This is a genomic window from Acrocarpospora sp. B8E8 (genome assembly GCF_039871605.1).
GTDB classification, from domain to species: domain Bacteria; phylum Actinomycetota; class Actinomycetes; order Streptosporangiales; family Streptosporangiaceae; genus Acrocarpospora; species Acrocarpospora macrocephala.
In genome coordinates, this window is sequence record NZ_JBDPLV010000030.1 from 1 (window position 1) to 18,799 (window position 18,799).

The 18,799-nt window shown below is 67.9% G+C and carries 20 protein-coding genes and 1 pseudogene; 13 read left to right on the forward strand and 8 right to left on the reverse strand.

Annotated elements, in window-relative coordinates:
* Positions 1 to 18: 18 nt before the first annotated feature.
* A pseudogene (locus ABGB08_RS26910) lies at positions 19 to 114 on the reverse strand (VOC family protein); the annotation flags it as partial.
* 75 nt (positions 115 to 189) lie between these two features.
* On the opposite strand from ABGB08_RS26910, the gene ABGB08_RS26915 reads away from it, so the two are divergent.
* The 3 genes from ABGB08_RS26915 (at position 190) to ABGB08_RS26925 (ending at position 3,037) form a co-directional block, all read left to right on the forward strand.
* Entirely contained in the window at positions 190 to 1,053 is an 864-nt protein-coding gene (locus ABGB08_RS26915) for an aminotransferase class I/II-fold pyridoxal phosphate-dependent enzyme (RefSeq protein ID WP_347595277.1), read from the forward strand.
* 94 nt (positions 1,054 to 1,147) lie between these two features.
* Positions 1,148 to 1,651, forward strand: a complete 504-nt coding sequence (locus ABGB08_RS26920; RefSeq protein WP_347594978.1) for a hypothetical protein — start codon at positions 1,148 to 1,150, stop codon at positions 1,649 to 1,651.
* Between the two features lie 381 nt (positions 1,652 to 2,032).
* A complete protein-coding gene (locus tag ABGB08_RS26925) occupies positions 2,033 to 3,037 on the forward strand; it encodes an alpha/beta hydrolase (RefSeq protein ID WP_347594981.1) in 1,005 nt (334 codons plus the stop codon).
* Positions 3,038 to 3,190: 153 nt separating this feature from the next.
* On the opposite strand, the gene ABGB08_RS26930 is transcribed toward ABGB08_RS26925, so the two are convergent.
* Together ABGB08_RS26930 and ABGB08_RS26935 are read right to left on the reverse strand one after the other, a co-directional pair.
* On the reverse strand, positions 3,191 to 4,162 hold the full coding sequence (locus ABGB08_RS26930; protein ID WP_347594984.1) for a GNAT family N-acetyltransferase: 972 nt from the start codon (positions 4,160 to 4,162) through the stop codon (positions 3,191 to 3,193).
* A gap of 170 nt (positions 4,163 to 4,332) precedes the next feature.
* Entirely contained in the window at positions 4,333 to 4,578 is a 246-nt protein-coding gene (locus ABGB08_RS26935; RefSeq protein WP_155352631.1) for a DUF2630 family protein, read from the reverse strand.
* A 132-nt stretch (positions 4,579 to 4,710) separates the two neighbouring features.
* On the opposite strand from ABGB08_RS26935, the gene ABGB08_RS26940 reads away from it, so the two are divergent.
* From ABGB08_RS26940 to ABGB08_RS26960, 5 genes are all read left to right on the forward strand, one after another.
* On the forward strand, positions 4,711 to 5,577 hold the full coding sequence (locus ABGB08_RS26940; RefSeq protein ID WP_347594987.1) for an SIS domain-containing protein: 867 nt from the start codon (positions 4,711 to 4,713) through the stop codon (positions 5,575 to 5,577).
* Positions 5,574 to 6,395 (forward strand): class II fructose-bisphosphate aldolase, encoded by an 822-nt coding sequence (locus ABGB08_RS26945; RefSeq protein WP_347594990.1) that lies wholly within the window; start codon positions 5,574 to 5,576, stop codon positions 6,393 to 6,395. The genes ABGB08_RS26940 and ABGB08_RS26945 overlap by 4 nt, the downstream gene beginning before the upstream one ends.
* Before the next feature lie 168 nt (positions 6,396 to 6,563).
* A complete protein-coding gene (gene leuA, locus ABGB08_RS26950) occupies positions 6,564 to 8,276 on the forward strand; it encodes a 2-isopropylmalate synthase (RefSeq protein WP_347594993.1) in 1,713 nt (570 codons plus the stop codon).
* A 121-nt stretch (positions 8,277 to 8,397) separates the two neighbouring features.
* A complete protein-coding gene (locus ABGB08_RS26955) occupies positions 8,398 to 8,571 on the forward strand; it encodes a DUF3073 family protein (RefSeq protein ID WP_347594996.1) in 174 nt (57 codons plus the stop codon).
* Between the two features lie 2 nt (positions 8,572 to 8,573).
* Positions 8,574 to 8,909 carry a metalloregulator ArsR/SmtB family transcription factor gene (locus ABGB08_RS26960; RefSeq protein WP_347594999.1) on the forward strand — a complete coding sequence of 112 codons (336 nt, stop codon included), beginning with the start codon at positions 8,574 to 8,576 and terminating at the stop codon, positions 8,907 to 8,909.
* Here ABGB08_RS26960 and ABGB08_RS26965 read toward each other — a convergent pair.
* Positions 8,906 to 9,604, reverse strand: coding sequence for a TetR/AcrR family transcriptional regulator (locus ABGB08_RS26965; protein WP_347595002.1), 699 nt, complete (start codon positions 9,602 to 9,604; stop codon positions 8,906 to 8,908). The two genes, ABGB08_RS26960 and ABGB08_RS26965, sit on opposite strands and share 4 nt — an antisense overlap.
* 100 nt (positions 9,605 to 9,704) lie before the next feature.
* Here ABGB08_RS26965 and ABGB08_RS26970 point away from each other — a divergent pair, with 100 nt between their 5' ends.
* From ABGB08_RS26970 to ABGB08_RS26980, 3 genes are read left to right on the forward strand one after another with little or no spacing between them, the layout of a single operon-like run.
* A complete protein-coding gene (locus ABGB08_RS26970) occupies positions 9,705 to 10,193 on the forward strand; it encodes an SRPBCC domain-containing protein (protein WP_347595005.1) in 489 nt (162 codons plus the stop codon).
* Positions 10,194 to 10,202: 9 nt separating this feature from the next.
* A complete protein-coding gene (locus tag ABGB08_RS26975; protein ID WP_347595008.1) occupies positions 10,203 to 11,129 on the forward strand; it encodes an NAD-dependent epimerase/dehydratase family protein in 927 nt (308 codons plus the stop codon).
* A gap of 24 nt (positions 11,130 to 11,153) precedes the next feature.
* The gene (locus ABGB08_RS26980; RefSeq protein WP_347595011.1) at positions 11,154 to 12,053 is read left to right on the forward strand and encodes a Gfo/Idh/MocA family oxidoreductase; all 900 of its coding nucleotides are present in this window, start codon (positions 11,154 to 11,156) and stop codon (positions 12,051 to 12,053) included.
* Here the strand turns inward: ABGB08_RS26980 and ABGB08_RS26985 are convergent.
* Complete coding sequence (locus ABGB08_RS26985) at positions 12,044 to 13,324, reverse strand: Glu/Leu/Phe/Val dehydrogenase (RefSeq protein ID WP_347595014.1); 1,281 nt, start codon at positions 13,322 to 13,324, stop codon at positions 12,044 to 12,046. The two genes, ABGB08_RS26980 and ABGB08_RS26985, sit on opposite strands and share 10 nt — an antisense overlap.
* Positions 13,325 to 13,556: 232 nt before the next feature.
* The gene (locus tag ABGB08_RS26990) at positions 13,557 to 14,405 is read right to left on the reverse strand and encodes an SDR family NAD(P)-dependent oxidoreductase (RefSeq protein ID WP_347595017.1); all 849 of its coding nucleotides are present in this window, start codon (positions 14,403 to 14,405) and stop codon (positions 13,557 to 13,559) included.
* Positions 14,406 to 14,450: 45 nt separating this feature from the next.
* On the opposite strand from ABGB08_RS26990, the gene ABGB08_RS26995 reads away from it, so the two are divergent.
* On the forward strand, positions 14,451 to 15,020 hold the full coding sequence (locus tag ABGB08_RS26995) for a TetR family transcriptional regulator (RefSeq protein ID WP_347595020.1): 570 nt from the start codon (positions 14,451 to 14,453) through the stop codon (positions 15,018 to 15,020).
* 49 nt (positions 15,021 to 15,069) lie between these two features.
* On the forward strand, positions 15,070 to 16,641 hold the full coding sequence (locus ABGB08_RS27000; RefSeq protein ID WP_347595023.1) for an alkaline phosphatase D family protein: 1,572 nt from the start codon (positions 15,070 to 15,072) through the stop codon (positions 16,639 to 16,641).
* Here ABGB08_RS27000 and rocD read toward each other — a convergent pair.
* Together rocD and ddaH are read right to left on the reverse strand one after the other, a co-directional pair.
* The gene (rocD, locus tag ABGB08_RS27005; RefSeq protein WP_347595026.1) at positions 16,638 to 17,849 is read right to left on the reverse strand and encodes an ornithine--oxo-acid transaminase; all 1,212 of its coding nucleotides are present in this window, start codon (positions 17,847 to 17,849) and stop codon (positions 16,638 to 16,640) included. The two genes, ABGB08_RS27000 and rocD, sit on opposite strands and share 4 nt — an antisense overlap.
* A complete protein-coding gene (gene ddaH / locus ABGB08_RS27010; RefSeq protein ID WP_347595280.1) occupies positions 17,846 to 18,670 on the reverse strand; it encodes a dimethylargininase in 825 nt (274 codons plus the stop codon). The genes rocD and ddaH overlap by 4 nt, the downstream gene beginning before the upstream one ends.
* Between the last annotated feature and the right edge of the window lie 129 nt (positions 18,671 to 18,799).

The following is an 18,799-nucleotide window of genomic DNA, read 5'->3' on the forward strand; positions in this document are numbered from 1 at the left end:
GGTGAAGTTCCCCGTCGTTCAGTCCAAGCAGAACTCGTTTCCCTCCGGATCGGCCATCACGATGTAGCCCGCGCTGGTAGGAGGCGCCGGCTCGTCGCGGCGCAAGCGGGTGGCGCCGAGACCGACGGGCGGACTGGTCCGGCTGGTATCGGCGGGCTATCCCGCAAGCCGAGGGGTTGTACGCGCAGTATCTACGTACCGCTGGTCAACAACGCCAACGGCGAGGTCCTCACCCCCGCGCGCGCCCGTGCCATTGCGCACGCCGTGCTGACACACAACGCACAGCGCAAGGACCGCCCGGTCTATGTGCTGGCCGACGACGTATACGTGGGCAGTTACCTCCGCGCCAGCGTGAAGGGCCAGCCGATCGCGTCGATCAACGGGGAGGACCTGGGCGCACCGGCCCTGGGGCAGATGAGCGACTGGACGTTATCGGTCGTCACCGCGTCCAAGACATTCGCGCTGCCCACCGCCCGGATCGCGTTCGCGACAACCACCAACCCGTGGCTGTTCCAGTCAGTTGCTCACTACCGAACGGTGCTCGCACACGGCCGAGTGCCGCAGATCACCGAGCTGACCGCCGCGGCTGCGCTGTGCCTGACCCCGCAGTCGTGGATTGACGACTGGAATCGCCGCTACCAGCGGGCTCTGGGAGACCTGACCCATCGGATAGACCTGGTGAACGGTGCTGTCGGGTTCGACGCCTTCCAGATCGAGCCGCCCGAGGGCGGCTGGTTCCTGCCGCTGCGGGTCTCCCCACGGTTAATGCCGGGGGCGTCGAGCGGTATCGACGCTTTCGCGGTCCTGCTCCACACCGCAGGAGTGGCGCTGCTGCCGGGCGAGCTGTTCGGGTACCGCGATCACGCCGATGGGTTCTTCCTTCGCGGTTCTCTGGCGGTCGGCGGGGACACCCTGAGGCGGGTCGCCGTGGCGCTTCAGGATGCGGCGGTGGAACTCGTGAGCCCGGACGGGCCTCGCCTGGTGGAGCAGGCGGTCAAGCGGGCCCGCCAGGTCGCCGACATCGACGCGATCCTCGCCGCCTGCGAGTACTGAAGTCCGGGACATCCGCAGGGGCACCTGATTAAGATCGTGCCCCCACATCTGGTGGTCCAGGCGGTGCAAGAACACAACACATTGGGGAGAGGCTATGCAAATGGTCGGTCGGCGGCAGATGCCGAGACGGCGCAGGGGTCACACCACGCAGGTCACAATAGGCGGGGAGTCCTTCACGCTGATCGCCGCCGCCGGGGACGACGGTCTGCTGTCCGACGTGGTGATGCAGTGGGGCAAGCACGGCACAGCCACGTCGGGTCTCATGGACCTGTACGCGATGGCGCTAACGATCGCGGTTCGGCACCACGTGCCGCTCGCCGAGCTTATAGCCGAGCACCGCAACCTGTACTTCGTCCCAAATGGCAGCACCGACGATCCGGACATTCCGCGTGTCCGGTCAGTGATCGACTGGGTGGTGCGCAGGTTGGCGCTGGACTGGCTCCCGTACGAGGAGCGGACGAAGCTCGGCCTGTTCACCCTGCGGGAGCAGCTCGACGCTGCGGCGAAGTCGATGAACGAGGAGGCCAGCATGCGGCCGGTACCAGCCCAGGGCCTGGACACCACGTGGTGGGTATCGGCCACGACGATCGGCGCCTGACACCATCGCCCAACTCGAAGGTTTCGTCGAGGGCCTGGACATCCAGCTCGGCGAGCGCATCAACCGTGGCTACCCGCACATAATTCTCGGCCGGGACACTGGCGTATCGGGAAGCAAGTTTAACTTTCTGGGCGGGATAATCGCCGAACTCAGCCACTGGCCTGTTGAGGCAAAATCCGGGATGGTTATTCTGCGGTGAACTACTCTCGAAGGCGGTGTCTTCCATTCTTGGCAAAGGCATCGCGCATGTCACTGTGAGCTGGATCAACGTCATGGGTTAATGATCGATCAAGACGAACACCCAGTCGCCTCGTGAAGCGAAGGAGTGCCTCTGTGAGCCCCACGAGAGCCTCCCGCCTGGTGAAGGCCGGAGCATGGATCATGGGAACGGCCGCCTTGGCCAGTGCCGCGCACCAGATTCTTGGCGAGCGGCAAGACATGCGCCGCTTTCCTCCCCCGGGAAAGCTCGTCGATGTGGATGGCCGCCGCCTGCACGTGTGGTGTGAAGGCGATCACGGCCCGACGGTCGTGGTTGTGACCAGCCTCGGTTCCGGTTGCTTGGAATGGGTGAGAATCCAGCGTCGGCTCCTGCCCCATCACCGGGTGGTGCTGTACGACCGTGGCGGGCTCGACTGGTCGGAGTGGGTTCCGGGCCGCCGCTCGGCCGTGGAACTGGCCGAGGAGCTTCACGCTGCCCTTGAGGCCGCCGATATCCCCGGCCCTTATGTTCTGGTCGGTCATTCCCTCGGCGGGTCGATCATCAGGGTCTACGCGGCGCGCCACCCGGAAAAGGCCGCGGGTCTGATCCTCGTCGATGCCAGCCACGAACGGTCCTCCGAGGAGATCGTGGAAGAGTTCGGCTGGAGGATGGGCGACTTCGGCCGGTGGCAGCGGGCGCTCACCCGCTATGTCCTCAGGCCGCGCGGGATCGAGCGGACCCGTGTCCGGTTCCTGGGTCATCGCGATTACCATGACGAGGCCGCCCTGACCGTCCCCGCCGATTGGGTCGGGGCTGCTGTGGCGCTGGCGTTGACCACTCGGCGGCGTCGCGCCGTCGTCGCCGAACTCGTACAGAACGGCTCAGCGAACAGGAAGGCATTTGCTGCCGAGCGGCGTGACTTTGGCGACCTGCCGCTAACGGTCATCACCCGTAGCATGACCGCAGTCGACACCTACTACGGCTTCGCAGATGCTGAGTTCCTGCGTAGGTGGATGAAGATCTGGATGCCGTTACAGCAGGACCTCGCCACCCTGTCGACCAACAGCCGCCATGTCATCGCCGAAAATGCAAGCCACCACGTGCATATTGACGAGCCGGACCTCGTGGTCTCGGCGATCATCGATATGTGCGAAACAATCCGAAAATCCCGCCCAGGCGAATTCTAATGGCACATTCCGGGCTGGACCAAGAGTGACACACAGGCCAGGCCGTTTCTTTCTTTGGTGCTAAATGCTCGGACGCCACACAACTCTGCCTTACCTGTAGCTCGCCAAGCATCCGGCCAAAGACCCGGTCGAAGGAACCGGCGGCCCGTTCCTCTAGAGCGACAATTGCCACTCGTTCCAGACGTCCAGGAGGCGGTAGCCGAGCTGTTCGTTGATGGCGATCATGTGGGTGTTGGTGATCGCGTTCCAGGTGATGATTTTGGTGGCGGTGGGTTGTTCGGTGTGGAACCAGGTGGTGTTGGACTGTTTCATGATGAGGCCGAGGCGGTGGCCGCGGTGTTCGCGGAGGACGGCGGTGTCGGTTTGGCGGCCCCAGTCGTTGGGGGTGTGGTCGGTGATGATGCGGGTGAAGCCGACGGGGCGGCCGGTGGCGCGGTGGCGGGCGATCGTGGTGTAGGCGGTTTGCTGGCCTTTGGCCCAGCCTGCTTCGAATCTGCGGATGCGGGCGGCGGTCCAGCGCATGGGTTCGGTGTCCAGGCCGTCGGAGGGGGCGTCGTTCATGGCGCCCATCAGGGTGGCGGCGTCGTCGACGAGGTCGTCGGGGGCCGCGTCCTGCCAGCGGTCGAGGGTGTAGTCGGGGGAGAGGCTCGCCACCCCCTTCTCGTACGCCGTCCAGTCGACGGAGGTCAGGTCGAGGATGCGTCTGGCCTGGGCGGAGGCGGCTTCGAAGCCGTGTTTGCGGGCGAAGGCGCCGCCGGGGGAGTCGGGGAGGGCTTCGGCGAAGAGGATCTGGCGGTCGTGGGCTCGGGCGCGGGCGATGGCGCGTTCGAGCAGGGCGGTGCCGATGCCTTGGCGGCGGTGGGCGGAGCTGACGTGGAAGATGCGTAACAGCGCCGCGTGGGTGTTGTCGGTGCCCGGGATGTGCACCGCGACTCCGCCGACGACCTGGCCGTCGAGGCGGGCGACGTAGGTTTCGCCGTATTCGGCCGTCCAGCCGTGTTCGGCCACCACGGCGAAGCGCGGAAAGGACGAGACGGGGCCGGGAGCCTCATCGGCGGCGGCGATGGCGTGGAACGCGTGCAGGCGGTCGCCGGGGTCGGCGTAGTCGAGACGCTCGATGTCCATGCGTCCAGCAAACCCTCTGGCGCGGGCTCCGAGCGACCGGATTTATCCGCTTATAGCGATGAGGTCACCCGCACCCCAAGCAGCCGGACGGGGCGCGCGTTACTGGCGGTAGCTCGGGGTCGACGGGTAGCCGTGCCGAGGTCGGACAAGCAGCTGGACGGGGCGCGCGTTTACTGACGGTAGCCCTCGACCTCGGTCACCGAGCGGGTTTCCGCGTTGTCGGGGTTGTCGCCGACCTGGCGTTTGGCGCGGCGCTGGCGGAGCAGGTCCCAGCACTGGTCCAGGGACTCCTCCAGGGTCTTGATCCGGGAGCGCTCCTCGCTGCTGGAGACCTGGCCCGCGGCCAGCCGCTCGCGAAGCTCCCGCTCCTCTTCCACCAGTTCGCCGATCCTGGAGAGGATCTCGTTGTCCCGCATGTCCGTGCCTCCTTCTCGCTTTTCCGACACTCTACGTCCCGGAGATCACCACGCCAGTTACTGGTCTGGTTTGACAGATTTGAGAGTTTTGAGAGGTTGTCGGTGATGTTGCCGAAAGTGGGAGACGCAGCGGTGAGCCATACCCAAGCCGAGGTCGAGAGCCAGCCGGAGATGTGGACCAGGACCCTGGCTGTCCCGTACGCGGATCTGCCCCGAGCCGGGCTGAACGTGCTCGGGGTCGGCTGCGGAACCTCGTTCTACATCCTCGACGCGTACGCGCGACGCCGGCAGAGCCTGGGCCGGGGGCGGACCAGGGCCACCATCGCCACCGAGTTCGCCGACGAGGATCCGTACGACATGGCGATCCTGCTGTCGCGGTCGGGCACGACCAGCGATCTGCTGCCGCTGGCGGAGCAGCTGTCCGAGCGCATGACCACGGTCGCGATCACCGGCACGCCCGGGTCGCCGATCACCGAGCTGACCCACCGCCAGGTGCTGCTGGACTTCGCCGACGAACGATCGGTGGTGCAGACCCGCTTCGCCACCTCGGCGCTTACGCTGCTGCGCGCTTCGATCGGCGAGGACGTGAGCGGACTGCCCGCCGAGGCCGAGCGTGCCCTCGCGGAGCCGCTGCCGGATCCCGCGGACTTCGATCACGTCGTCTTCCTGGGGACCGGGTGGACGCTGGGGCTGGCCGAGGAGGCGGCGCTCAAGTGCCGGGAGGCGGCCAAATTGTGGACGGAGTCGTACGCGACGCTGGAATACCGGCACGGGCCGATCGCGTGCGCGGGGCCGCGGAGCCTGGTGTGGTCGCTGGCGCCGTTGCCCGAGGACGTCATCGGCGCGATTGTCGGGACGGGGGCCACGCTCAGGGTGGCGGCGGCTGATCCGCAGGCGGAGCTGGTTGTGGTGCATCGGCTGGCGGTGGCCTTCGCGCGGCATCGGGGGCTGAACTGCGACAGCCCTGATCATCTGTCCCGTTCGGTCGTGACCGGATGACGCTGATCACCACCGCCGAGATCATCGACAACGCCCGGCGGCGGCGGGTGGGGGCGGGCGCGTTCAACGTGATCGAGATCGCGCACGCTGTGGGCATCGTGACAGGGGCGGAACGGATCGGGGAGCCGGCGATCCTGCAGGTCAGCGAGAACACGGTCGCCTATCACGGGGGGATCGACGCGATCGGGGCCGCCTGCCTGGCGGTCGCCGACGCGGCGCGGGTTCCGGTCGCGGTGCATCTCGATCACGCCACCACCTGGGAGCTGGTGGAGCGGGCGGTGCAGCTGGGGTTCTCGTCGGTGATGTTCGACGCGTCGGCGTTGCCGTACGAGGAGAATGTCGCGGCCACCGCGGAGATCGTGCGGCGGTCCGGGGTGTTCGTGGAGGCGGAGCTGGGGGAGGTGGGCGGGAAGGACGGGGTGCACGCGCCGGGGGTTCGTACCGATCCGGCCGAGGCCGCGGCCTTTGTGGAGGCGACGGGGGTGGACGCGCTCGCGGTGGCGGTGGGGACGTCGCACGCGATGGTGACGCAGGACGCCGAGCTGGACTTCGAGCTGATCGCGCGGCTGCGGGAGGCGGTCGAGGTGCCGCTGGTGCTGCACGGTTCGTCGGGGGTGCCTGACGCGGGGCTGGTCCGGGCCGTCCGGCATGGGATGACAAAGATCAATATCGCGACCCAGCTGAACGTCATGTTCACCGCTGGAATTCGTGGGGGATTGACCGACTCCAAAGTGGTCGATCCCCGGCACTACCTGGCCTATGGGCGGGCCTCGGTGGCCGGGCGGGTCCAGCAGTTGCTGGAGGTGCTGACCGGCTGAGCGGTCTCGGGTGTTCTCCTGCGTCTGCTACTGTGCAAGACATGCTGCGCGGTCTGCTTCTTAGCTGCCGCGGCGAGGGCCTGTAGAAGCTAGGCCGGCTCCCTCGTCGCGGAGCGAGCCATGCGCGTCGGCCACTTCTCTGTGAACCCGACCACCAGGAGCCCTTCCGTGTATCCCCAGCAGCAGCGCAGCCCCATGCCGTTCCAGCGTTACAGCCCCTTCGAGCCGATCCGCCTGACCGACCGCACCTGGCCTGATCAGGTCATCGACCGCGCGCCGCGGTGGTGCGCGGTCGACCTCCGGGACGGCAACCAGGCCCTGATCGACCCGATGGACGCCCACCGCAAGCTCAAGATGTTCGAGCTGCTGGTCAGGATGGGCTACAAGGAGATCGAGGTAGGTTTCCCGGCCGCCTCGCAGACCGAGTTCGACTTCATCCGCCAGATCATCGAAGAGGGCCGGATCCCCGACGACGTGGTGATCCAGGTGCTGACCCAGGCGCGGCCCGAGCTGATCGAGCGCACCTTCGAGTCGGTGAAGGGCGCCAAGCAGGCCATCGTGCACCTGTACAACTCCACCTCGACGTTGCAGCGCCGGGTCGTGTTCGGTCAGGACAAGGACGGCATCACCGCCATCGCGGTCGAGGGCGCCAAACTGTGCAAGAAGCTCGCCGAGGACATGGGCGACACCGAGATCTACTTCCAGTACTCGCCGGAGTCGTTCACCGGCACCGAGCTGGAATACGCGGTGGAGGTCTGCAACGCCGTCAACGACGTGTGGCAGCCGACCCCGGACCGCAAGGTGATCCTCAACCTGCCGGCCACCGTCGAGATGGCCACCCCGAATGTGTACGCCGACCAGATCGAGTGGATGCACCGCAACCTGGCCTACCGGGACTCGGTCATCCTCTCCCTGCACCCGCACAACGACCGGGGCACCGCCGTGGCCGCCGCCGAGCTGGGATACCAGGCGGGCGCGGACCGGATCGAGGGCTGCCTGTTCGGCAACGGCGAGCGCACCGGCAACGTGTGCCTGATCACGCTGGGCATGAACCTGTTCTCGCAGGGCATCGACCCCGAGGTCGACATTTCCGACATCGATGAGATTCGCAGGGTAGTCGAGTACTGCAACCAGCTGCCCGTGCATCCGCGTCACCCGTGGGGCGGCGAACTCGTCTACACCGCGTTCTCCGGGTCGCACCAGGACGCGATCAAGAAAGGGCTCGAGCATCTGGAGCGGGACGCCGCCGCGGCCGGGGTGCCGGTGGACGAGTTCGCGTGGGCGGTGCCGTACCTGCCGATCGACCCGAAGGACATCGGGCGGACGTACGAGGCGGTCATCCGGGTCAACAGCCAGTCGGGCAAGGGCGGTGTGGCCTACATCATGAAGGCCGACCACCACCTTGACCTGCCGCGACGGCTGCAGATCGAGTTCTCGCGGGTGGTGCAGGCGCGCACCGACGCCGAAGGCGGGGAGGTGACGCCGGCCGCGATGTGGGCGGTGTTCACCGACGAGTACCTGCCCAATCCCGACCGGCCGTGGGGGCGGCTCGGGCTGCTCGCGCACCGGAACGTGTCCTCCGCCGACGGGCAGGACGTGATCAGCGCGGACGTGCGGGTGGACGGGCAGATCCGCGAGATCCAGGGCCGGGGGAACGGGCCGATTTCGGCGTTCTGCGACGCGCTCGCCTCGGTCGGGGTGGATATCCGGGTGCTCGACTACACCGAGCACGCGATGAGCGCCGGCACGGACGCGAAGGCCGCCTCCTACGTGGAGGGGGAGATCGGCGGGCAGGCCCTCTGGGGGGTCGGCATCGACGCCAACACCACGACCGCGTCGTTGAAGGCGATCATCTCGGCCGTCAACCGAGCGCACCGCTGACATTCGCTCCGGGCCACCTGGCGAGGTGGCCCGGAGCCGAGTTTTTTGTCGGCGGCTCACGTTAGGCTGACACTTGCAGATTTGCTAAATTGCCCATCATGGCAAGCGAGGAGGAGAGGCCATGGGACGGGGTCGGGCCAAGGCAAAGCAAGTGAAGGTCGCTCGCGAGCTGAAATATCGCGATGGCGGCGACCTGGAGTCGCTGCGACGGGAACTGGGCGTCGACGGGGCGCCCGCCGCGAACCGGAGCGACGACGGCGAGACGGAGCAGTACGAAACGGAGCAGGGCGTCTAGTAATGCCCGTGCCGCTCTACCAGGCCAAGGCCGAACTGTTCAAAACCCTCGGCCATCCGCTTCGCATCCGGGTGCTTGAGCTCCTGTGCGAAGGGCCGAAACACGTGCGCGACCTGCTGGTCGAGATGGAGGTCGAAGCGCCCAACCTCTCCCAGCAGCTCGCGGTGCTGCGCCGGGCCGGGCTGGTGACGGCCCGGCGCGACGGGACGACCGTCGCCTACGAGCTGACCGGGCCGGATGTGTCCGAGCTGATGCGGACGGCCCGGGGGATCCTCACCGAGCTGCTGGTGGGGCAGCGGGAACTGCTCGCCGAGCTGGAGCAGTCCCGGCGGAACTAGTCGGGGAGGCCGAGGAAGCGGGCCAGGCCCCGCATGTTGTGGTCGAAGAGTTCGGCCCGGTGGGTGACCACGTTGTCGAACTGGCCGAAGAGCTCGAAGCTGATCATGCCGTACAGGCCGGTCCAGGCGGTGATGGCGCGGGTGATCACGTCGTCGGAGACGCCGGGCATGAGGGATCTGATGATCTCGGCGTCGGCGCTCAGCATGGGCGGGACCGGGGGGCAGATGTCCGGCGGCGACAGGCGCCCGGCGCGGTGGGCGTCGCCGAGGATGCGCCCGTAGACGGTGGTGGCGCGGCTGGCCGGGCCGATCGTGTCCTCGGGGGCGCGGTAGCCGGGGACCGGTGAGCCGTAGATCAGCGCGTATTCGTGCGGGCGGGCCAGCGCCCAGTTCCGGACCGCGTGGCAGACGGTCAGCCAGCGCGCGCCGAAGTCGTCCGGCGGGCCTGCGGCGTCCGCGTCCTCGACGGCGGCGCCCACGGAGTTGTAACCGTCCACGATCAGGGCAGTGAGCAGATCATCCTTGGTCGGGAAATAGCGGTGCACGGCGGAGGACACCATGCCCATCTCGCGCGCGACCGCGCGCAGCGACAGGCCGCTCGCCCCCTCGCTGGCCAGCTGGACTCGGGCGATGTCGGTGATCTCCCGGACCAGTTCGGCCCGGACACGTTCCCGTGCGGTACGGCTTGCGTTCACGTGGGCACCATATCAGAGCGCCGCGATAAATCGAGAGCAGTGCTCTTGACGAGTAGTGCTCTAATGAGAGAGCATTGCTCTCATAAGGAAGGGGACGCCGATGAATGGGTTGTTCTACCGGGGGCCATCCCTCGAGAAGCTGCACACCGACTACGCGCTGCGCGGCCGGATCGACGAGAAGGCGCCGATCGTCTCCACCTCCAGCGTCGTCGTGAACGCGCCGGTCGACCGGGTATGGGAGGTCATGAGCGACCTTCGCGGCTGGCCGGCGTGGTATCCGCAGTATCGGGTGCTCGATCTGACCGAGATGGCCCCGGGCGCGTTCTTCCGGTGGCAGCTGGGCAGCATGAAGATCACCTCCAGGTTCGCCGTGATCGATCCGGGGCGCGAACTGACCTGGACCGGCGTCGTCTTCGGCTACAAGGCCGTGGACCGGCACCTGCTGGAGTCCCTGGACGACGCCAGGACCCGCGTCACCATGTCCGAATCCCTCGCCGGGCCCTTCGCCTCCGTGCTGTACGGCCCGGACAAGCTCCGCGAAGGACACGAACGTTACTTGTCCGCACTCAAGGCCGAAGCCGAGAAATAGGAGCACATCATGGGTAAGCACGTCATTGTCGGAGCGGGTCAGGTCGGCCGCCAGGTCGCCGAAATCCTGGACGCGCAGGGGCACGAGGTCGTCCTGGTGTCCCGGTCAGGCTCCGGGTCCGAGCGCATCACGAAGGTCGCCGCCGATGCCGCGGACGCCGACGCGCTCGGCCGCGCCGCCCGGGGAGCCGATGTCCTCTACAACTGCGTGAACCCGAAATATCACCGCTGGCCGACCGACTGGCCGCCCATCGCGAACGCGCTCCTCCGCACCGCGGAGGCCAACAGCGCCGTGCTGGCCATGGTCGGCAACCTGTACATGTACGGCCCCGTGGACGTCATGACCGAGGACCTTCCGCCGGCCGCGACGGGCCACAAGGCGAGGGTCAGGGCCGAGATGTGGCGGCAGGTGCTGGCCAGCCACGAGGCCGGGCGGATCAGGGCCACCGAAGTGCGCGGGTCCGACTATTTCGGTCCGGGGTCCACGGACCAGGCGTACCTGTCCATGCAGGTGATCGGTCCGGTGGCGGCGGGCAAGCGGGCCGTCGTGCTGAGTGATCCCGATATTCCGCACTCGTGGACGTACCTGCCGGATGTGGCGCGGGCGTTGGTGATCGCGGGAACGGATGAGCGGGCCTGGGGGCGGCCCTGGCACGTACCGACGGTGCCGCCGCTCACCATCCGGCAGGTCGCCGAGCGTGTCGCCATCCTGGCCGGGACGCGATCTCCCCGGATCACGGAGATCCCCGTGTGGGGGGTCGCGGCTCTGGGGCTGTTCATGCCGTTCATGCGGGAGCTCCGCGAGACCCGCTACCAGTTCGACCGGCCGTTCGTGCTGGACTCCTCCGCGTTCCAGAAGACCTTCGGCGTCGCGCCGACACCCATCGATGAGGCCCTCAAGGCGAGCATGCAGCATCTCGCCGCGCAAACCCGGTGATGTCGTCTTATGTAGGGTCGGGGGATGCTGCGTATTGGAGTGATCGGGCTCGGCGATATCGCCGCGAAGGCGTACCTGCCGGTGCTCGCCGCCACCCCCGGGCTGGACTTACGGCTCTGCACGCGTGACCCGCGGACATTGCGGCGGGTGGGTGACACCTACCGGGTGTCCGGCCGGTTCTCGCGGGTGGATGATCTGATCGCCGATGGGATCGACGCGGCTTTCGTGCACGCGGCCACCGCCGCGCATGTGGAGATCGTCAGCGGGCTGCTGGACGCGGGTGTGCACGTCTTCGTCGACAAACCGCTCGCTTATCACTTCGTGGACGCGGAGAAACTCGTCCGGCTGGCGCGGTTGCGCGAACGTTCGCTGATGGTGGGGTTCAATCGCCGGTACGCCCCCGCGTACGTGGTTCTGGCCGGACTCCCGCGCGACCTGGTGATCATGCAAAAGAACCGGGCAAACCTTGCCGAAGATCCACGAGTCGCGATATTTGATGACTTCATCCACGTGGTCGACACGCTGCGGTTCCTGGCTCCGGGCGAGGTCACCGGGACCCGGATCAGGACGCGGGTGGTCGGCGGGCTGCTCGAACACGTCGTCCTCGAACTCGAGGGGGACGGATTCACGGCGCTAGGGATCATGAGCAGGGTCAGCGGCGCCGCCGAGGAGACCTGCGAAACCATGGGCGGCGGCATCAAACGCCGCGTGCTCAATCTCGGCGACGTCGTCGACTTCACCCCTGGCGAGACGCTCGTCCGGCGGCCGGACTGGACGCCGGTCTCCCGGCAACGCGGCATCGAGCAGGCCTGCCACACCTTCCTGGACGCGGTCGGTGCCGGCAGGCTGCTCGATGCCGATGACGCTCTGGAGACCCATCTCCTCTGCGAGCAGATCGTCACTCAGGGCGGATCTCAGGGGTAGAGGCCACGCAGCCGGTGTGCTTCGGCTACCCGGCCGACCCCGATCGCGTGTGCCGCTTCGCGCAGGGTCAGCCCGCGGTCGGCGGCAAGCGTGTTCACTTCGCGGAACGCGCCCTCCATCAGGTCGCGTAACTTGACCTCGACCTCGTGGGCGCTCCACGAGTAGGCCTGGGTGTTCTGCACCCATTCGAGATACGACACGATGACGCCGCCGGCGTTGGCCAGGATGTCCGGGATGATCGTGGTGCCCTGATCGGCGAGGATCAGGTCGGCTGCCGGGGTGGTGGGCCCGTTCGCCCCCTCCACGATCAGCCGCGCCTTCACCCGAGGCGCGTTCGCGCCGGTCAGCACCCCTTCCAGGGCGGCCGGGACCAGCACGTCCACATCGAGTTCGAGGAGCTCGTCATGGGTGATCGCGTCCGCGTGCGGGTAGCCGGGCACCCCGCCGTTCGCACCCGCCCACGCGCGCACATCGGCGACATCGAGCCGCTCCGAGTAGATCGCGCCGGACGCGTCGGAGACCGCCACCACCCGGCAGCCCGCGTCCGCCAGGTACTGCGCCGCCAGCGCCCCCACCTTGCCGAACCCCTGCACCGCGACCGTACGGCCTTCGGCGCAGCCCAGCGCGGCCAGCGCCGCGATCTGCACCCCGCGCGAGGTCGCGCCCGCCCGCCCGAGCGACCCGCCGAGCGTGGTCGGCTTCCCGGTTACGACACCCGGTACGGAATAACCCGCGTTCACGCTGTACGTATCCATGATCCACGCCATGGTCTGCTCGTCGGTGCCGACGTCCGGAGCCGGGATGTCCTTCTCGGGTCCGATGAGGGGCTGTATCTCGTTGGCGTACCGCCGGGTCATCCGCTCCAGCTCGCGGGTGGTGAGCGTGCCCGGGTCCACGGCCACGCCGCCCTTCGCGCCGCCGTACGGGATCCCGACGAGAGCGCATTTCCACGTCATCCACATGGCGAGCGCGGTGACCTCGGCCAGATCGGTGTCCGGGTGGAAGCGGATGCCGCCCTTCGCCGGGCCGCGCGAGAGATTGTGCTGCACGCGATATCCCTGGACGACCTCCATCCGGCCGTCCTCCCGCCGTACCGGAACCGAGACGGTCAGGGATCTGCGCGGTGTGGCCAGCATGCGATGCAGGCCGTCATCAAGCCCGAGGAAGCGCACCGCCTCGGCGAGCTGGAACCGGGCGGCGTCCAACGCCTGCTGCCCCGGAGCCATGCCCTGAATTCCCGACGTCGTTGTCGGGAAGTCCATGATGGTCATGTCGGAGAGTTCTCCTCCATCTAGTGTCGGTGCGCCGCACGGGGACGGCTCCGGCCCGTCCCGTCGTCATTGACGGAACGTTCCCACCGGCACCGGTCCCCGTGCGACGCCTCTACCTGTGATCCAATCCTGGCGTCGGCCCTCGGGGGAATATGCCGAGTCGGCGGAATAGGTCTGCCTGTTGGCCGTTTTGGAGCGTGTCGCAACCCGATGCCGACGGCGCCGCTTGCGTCTACGCCGAGACGTAAGCCTCCGAGAGCTCCCACAACCGTGTCGCGAGCTGGGCGTCATCGGCCTGCGGGTTGACCTTCGCCCCGGCCCGCAGCCCGTCGTGGTAGGCGCCGTTGGCGACCTCGGACGCGCTCGCCAGGGCGATCAAGGGGCCCGCGCCGTCCGCCGCGCCGAGCGCGACCCGCCGGATGAGCGGGATCCGGCTCACCACTCCGACCAGCCCGGAGCCGGACGCGAACCGGATCTCCTGCTCGACCCCGCGTTCCGCGGCGACCCGCCGCGGATGGAAGCAGACCGCCGTCACCCCGGCCTCGCGGCGGGCCAGTTCCCGGGTGAACAGGATGTTCATCAGCTTGCTCGTCGAGTAGGCGATCCAGCCGCCGCCGTAGCGGCGTCGCGTCCACTCCAGGTCGTCGAGGTCCAGCTTGCCGAACCGGTTGCCGACGCTGGCGGTCGTCACGACCCGGGCGCCGCTCTCCCGCAGCCGCGGCAGCAGAAGCTTCGTCAGCAGGAACGGCGCGAGATGGTTGGCCTGGAAGGTCAGCTCGTGATCGTCGGTGGTGACGCGTCGCTCCGACACCAGCCCGCCCGCGTTGTTGGCCAGCACGTCGATGCGCGGGTAGCGGTCGAGCAGGCGGCCGGCCAGCGCGCGTACCTCGGAGAACCTGGCGAAGTCGGCGATCTGCGGCTCCGTGCCGAGCCGGGCCGCGATTTCCCGCGTACGCCCGGCGGAGCGCCCGACCGCGACGACGGTCGCGCCCCGCTCGGCCAGACGAAGGGCGGCGGCCGCGCCGATGCCGGAACTGGCACCGGTGATCACGACGGTACGCCCATGAAGATCCTTAGTCATGAGACAGAGTGTCTCACCATGAGTCGGAGATGTATAGTGGGGGTGATGGTACGAGGACAAGCGCTCAGAGATCACGTGGCGAGCGGCATTCTGGAGGCGGCCGCGGCGCTCATCGCCGAGCGGGGCGAATCGGTGAGCATGACCGACGTGGCCACCGCGGCGGGCGTCGGCCGCGCCACCCTCTATCGCTACTTTCCGAGCCGCGAGGCGCTGCTGGCCGCCCTGCTCGAGGCCGGCCTCGCCGAGGTGGCCCAGCGGCTGGCCGATGCCCGGCTCGACGACATCCCGATCCCCGAGGCGTTCGCCCGGGGCACCCGGGCCGTCCTCGCCGGGATGCTGAAATACCGCGGGCTCGGCTCGTTCCCGCTGACGGAGGCCCAGAAGGAGGCGGCCGACACGGCGATGATGGGGCCGCTGCGGGCTCTGTTCGACCGCGCGGCCGAGGAGGGGGCGCTGCGGTCCGACCTGTCGCGCGAGGCGCTGGTCGAGGTCTATCTGAGCCTGCTGGAAGGGATCAAGGTGCGGGTGATGCTCGGTGGCCTCGGCGGTCTCGGCGTCGAACCGGCGGCCGCGGCGATCACGGAAGTGTTCCTGCGCGGGGCGTTGGCCGGCTGATCGTCGCGCGGGGGTGCGGGCGATGTCGTGCCTGCGGTATCACTTGGGGGTGGCACACCTGGTGATCGGGCCGTTGTTGCGGCATGTCGATGGGTTCACGGCGACTGTTTGGGTTGAGACCAGTGCGTCGTGCACGGTCACCGTGGTGGCGGGGGAGGAGCGGGTTTCGGAGCGCACTTTCACGGTGCACGGGCATCACTATGCGGTGGTTGATGTGCCGGTTCGGGAGGCGGTGCCGTACCAGGTGGAGTTGGACGGGGTGGGGGTGTGGCCCGAGGAGGGGATGGAGCGGAGTGTTGTCCGGCCGGTGCGGCGGCTGGAGAAGGTGGTGTTCGGGTCGTGCCGGACGAGTGTGCCGCATGACGCGGCGCATCTGGTCAGTCATGGGGTGGACACGCTTCGGGCTTATGGGCATGGGATGACGGTTGACGATCAGCTGCCTGATCTGTTGCTGATGTTGGGGGATCAGGTGTACGCCGATGAGCCGTCGGCGGAGATAAAGGGATATATCCGGGAACGGCGGGGGAGTGCCGCGCCGGTGGATGAGATCGCGGACTTCGAGGAGTACGCGGAGTTGTATCGGCAGGCCTGGACGGATCCGGAGATCCGGTGGGTGCTGTCCACGGTGCCGACCGCGATGATCTTTGACGATCATGATCTGCGGGATGACTGGAACACCTCGCAGCCGTGGCGGGAGCAGATGGCCAAGATCGCGTGGTGGAGGCGCCGGGTGGTCGCGGGGCTGGGGGCGTATTGGGTCTACCAGCATCTGGGCAATCTGACGCCGGCCGAGCGGGCCGTCGACGAGGTCTACGGGAAGATCCGGGAGGCGGAGGACGGAGCCGAGATCCTCGACGCTTTCGCGGAACGGGCCGACGCCGATCCGACCACCAGCCGGTGGAGTTACGCGCGGGACTATGGCGGCATCCGGCTGATCATGCTGGACACGCGGTGCGCGCGGCATCTGGTGCCGGGGGAGCGGTCGGTGCTGGACGCGACCGAGTGGGCCTGGCTGGAGCAACAGGTGGCGGGGGAGTACGACATGCTCCTGGTCGGCTCGTCGGTTCCTGTCCTGCTTCCGGCTGGAATCCACCACGTCGAAGCCTGGAACGAAGCGCTCGCCGACGGCGCGTGGGGCAAGCGGGTGGCCCGATGGTCCGAACGTGTCCGCCAAGCTGTCGATCTGGAGCACTGGGCGGCGTTCCGCCGTTCGTTCGAACGCCTATGCACCATGCTGGCCGGAACAGGGAAGACCGTGCTCCTGCTGTCCGGAGACGTGCACTACTCGTATGTGGCCAAGGTCAAGGGGGCGCCTCTCTACCAGCTGGTCTGCTCCCCGATCAGAAACCCCCTCAGCCGCACGCTCCGCCTGGCCAACATCATCGCCCAGTTCGGCGTCGCCACCCTGGTCGGCGGCCTGATCGCCAGAACCGCCAGACTCCCCAAACCACCCTTCAAATGGCGGATCACCAACGGCCCATGGTTCTCCAACGCCCTGGCCACGCTGACCTTCCCGGCCGACGGCATCCCCGAAGCGCGCTGGTACAGCCCGACGACCGTCGCGGACCCACCCGAACTCACCGAAATCTCCCGAGTACCGCTACCCGGGAGACCGGCTTAGAGTTTCGTCGACCGGGCTTGGAACTCGCTGAGCACTGCGGCGAGTTGGTCGATCGCCCAGGAAAGATCCTCGGCGGTGATGACCAGTGGGGGAGCCAGGCGGATGGTGGAGCCGTGGGTGTCTTTGGCGAGGACGCCCTTGGTCATTAGGGACTCGCAGACCTGGCGGCCGCTTGCCAGGGATGGGTCGATGTCGATGCCTGCCCACAGGCCGCGGCTGCGGACCGCGACCACGCCGGGGAGCGTGCTCAGGCGGTCGTGCAGGGTGGCGCCGAGTTCGCGGGCCCGGGCCTGGAACTCGCCGCGCTTCAAGATGGCGATTACCGCGTTGCCGACCGCGCAGGCCAGCGGGTTGCCGCCGAATGTTGATCCGTGCTGGCCTGGCTTGATCACACCGAGCACGTCCGCGTTCGCGGCCACTGCGGAAACCGGGACGATGCCACCGCCCAGGGCCTTCCCCAAGACGTACATATCCGGAATGACGCCTTCGTGGTCGCACGCGAACGTCTCGCCGGTGCGTCCGAGGCCGGACTGGATCTCGTCGGCGATCATCAGGATGCCGGCCGAGGTGCAGATCTCGCGGACCTGCGGGAGGTAGCCGTCCGGTGGCAGGAGCACGCCCGCCTCGCCCTGGACCGGCTCGATCAGCACCGCCACCGTGTTCTCGTCGATGGCCTCCCGGATCGCCTCCGCGGAGCCGTACTTCACGATCGTGAAGCCCGGCGTGTAGGGGCCGAAGCCGTCGCGCGCGTCCGGGTCGGTGGAGAAGCTGACGATCGTGGTGGTACGGCCGTGGAAGTTGTCCTCCATCACGATGATGTTGGGTTCGCGGATGCCCTTGACCTCGTGGCCCCACTTGCGCGCCACCTTGATCGCGGTCTCCACCGCCTCGGCGCCGGTGTTCATCGGCAGGATCATGTCCTTGCCGCACAAGTCGGTCAGCCCATCCGCGAACGCCGCGAACTGGTCGTGGTAGAAAGCCCGGCTGGTCAGCGTGAGCCGGTCGAGCTGCGCCCGGGCGGCGGCCAGGATCTCGGGATTGCCGTGGCCGAAGTTGAGCGAGGAGTATCCCGCCAGGCAGTCCAGGTAGCGCTTGCCCTCGACGTCGACGACCCAGGCGCCCTCGGCGGAGGCGATGACGACCGGGAGCGGGTGGTAGTTGTGCGCGCTGCGGCTCTCGGCCAGCTCGATGAAATCCCGGGTGTTCACAGGCGGATCTCCAAAGTGCAGCACTTGGGCCCGCCGCCGGCTTTGCGCAGCTCGGTCAGTTCGACGGGAACGACCTGATAACCATGCCTGGTCAGGGTATGGCAGAGCCCGTCCGCCTCGGCGTTGATGACGATGTTCTTACCGTCGCTGACCGCGTTGAGGCCGAGCACCAGCGCGTCCGCCTCGCCGGCGATCACCGCGTCCGGGAAGAGCCGCCGCAGCACCTTCAGGCTGCCCTCGGAGAACGCGCCCGGGTAGTAGGCCACGTTGCCGTCGCCGAGCGCGAACAGCGCGGTGTCCAGGTGGTAGAAGCGCGGGTCGACCAGCCGCAGCGTGATCACCGGCCGGCCCAGGAACTCCTGCGCCTCCATGTGCGCCGCGGTGTCGGTACGGAACCCGGTGCCCGCCAGGATGATCTCGTCCAGGGTGAGGAAGTCGCCCTCGCCCTCGTTCGTGAAGGCCGCCTCCTTGACCGGATAGCCCCGCCGGGTGAACCAGTCCAGGTAGGCCGGGCCCTCCGCGGCCCGCTCCGGGTGCGCGAACCGGGCGCCGTAGACCTTGCCGTCCACGACCAGCGCGCCGTTGGCCGCGAACACCATGTCCGGCAGCCCGTCGATCGGATCGATCGCGCTCACCTTGTGCCCGAGCGACTCGTACGCGCTCTTCAAGGCCTCCCATTGCCGTACGGCTGTCGCCGCGCTGGCTCCCAACGCCGGATCCATCCACGGATTGATCCGGTACGTGACTCCGAAGAACTCGGGTCGGCACATCAGGAAATGCCGGGTGGTCGCGACCCGATGGTCAGGAAGACCCACGGTCATGTGCGCAGGAATCACGAAATTTCTCCACAAAGAGGGCTGGGTTGCTGTCTTCAGGGTAGAAATGCCGCGACTTCTCGCCAATGCGGCGACATTGCGCCTCAGCGGTGATCGATTGCGTTTTCCGGGGCC

Coding starts and splice junctions, on each gene's coding strand:
- ABGB08_RS26920 (WP_347594978.1), top strand. CDS start 1,148: ATGCAAATGGTCGGTCGGCGGCAGATGCCGAGACGGCGCAGGGGTCAC.
- ABGB08_RS26925 (WP_347594981.1), top strand. CDS start 2,033: ATGGGAACGGCCGCCTTGGCCAGTGCCGCGCACCAGATTCTTGGCGAG.
- ABGB08_RS26930 (WP_347594984.1), bottom strand. CDS start 4,162: ATGGACATCGAGCGTCTCGACTACGCCGACCCCGGCGACCGCCTGCAC.
- ABGB08_RS26935 (WP_155352631.1), bottom strand. CDS start 4,578: ATGCGGGACAACGAGATCCTCTCCAGGATCGGCGAACTGGTGGAAGAG.
- ABGB08_RS26945 (WP_347594990.1), top strand. CDS start 5,574: ATGACGCTGATCACCACCGCCGAGATCATCGACAACGCCCGGCGGCGG.
- ABGB08_RS26955 (WP_347594996.1), top strand. CDS start 8,398: ATGGGACGGGGTCGGGCCAAGGCAAAGCAAGTGAAGGTCGCTCGCGAG.
- ABGB08_RS26960 (WP_347594999.1), top strand. CDS start 8,574: ATGCCCGTGCCGCTCTACCAGGCCAAGGCCGAACTGTTCAAAACCCTC.
- ABGB08_RS26970 (WP_347595005.1), top strand. CDS start 9,705: ATGAATGGGTTGTTCTACCGGGGGCCATCCCTCGAGAAGCTGCACACC.
- ABGB08_RS26975 (WP_347595008.1), top strand. CDS start 10,203: ATGGGTAAGCACGTCATTGTCGGAGCGGGTCAGGTCGGCCGCCAGGTC.
- ABGB08_RS26980 (WP_347595011.1), top strand. CDS start 11,154: ATGCTGCGTATTGGAGTGATCGGGCTCGGCGATATCGCCGCGAAGGCG.
- ABGB08_RS26985 (WP_347595014.1), bottom strand. CDS start 13,324: ATGACCATCATGGACTTCCCGACAACGACGTCGGGAATTCAGGGCATG.
- ABGB08_RS26990 (WP_347595017.1), bottom strand. CDS start 14,405: ATGACTAAGGATCTTCATGGGCGTACCGTCGTGATCACCGGTGCCAGT.
- ABGB08_RS26995 (WP_347595020.1), top strand. CDS start 14,451: ATGGTACGAGGACAAGCGCTCAGAGATCACGTGGCGAGCGGCATTCTG.
- ddaH (WP_347595280.1), bottom strand. CDS start 18,670: ATGACCGTGGGTCTTCCTGACCATCGGGTCGCGACCACCCGGCATTTC.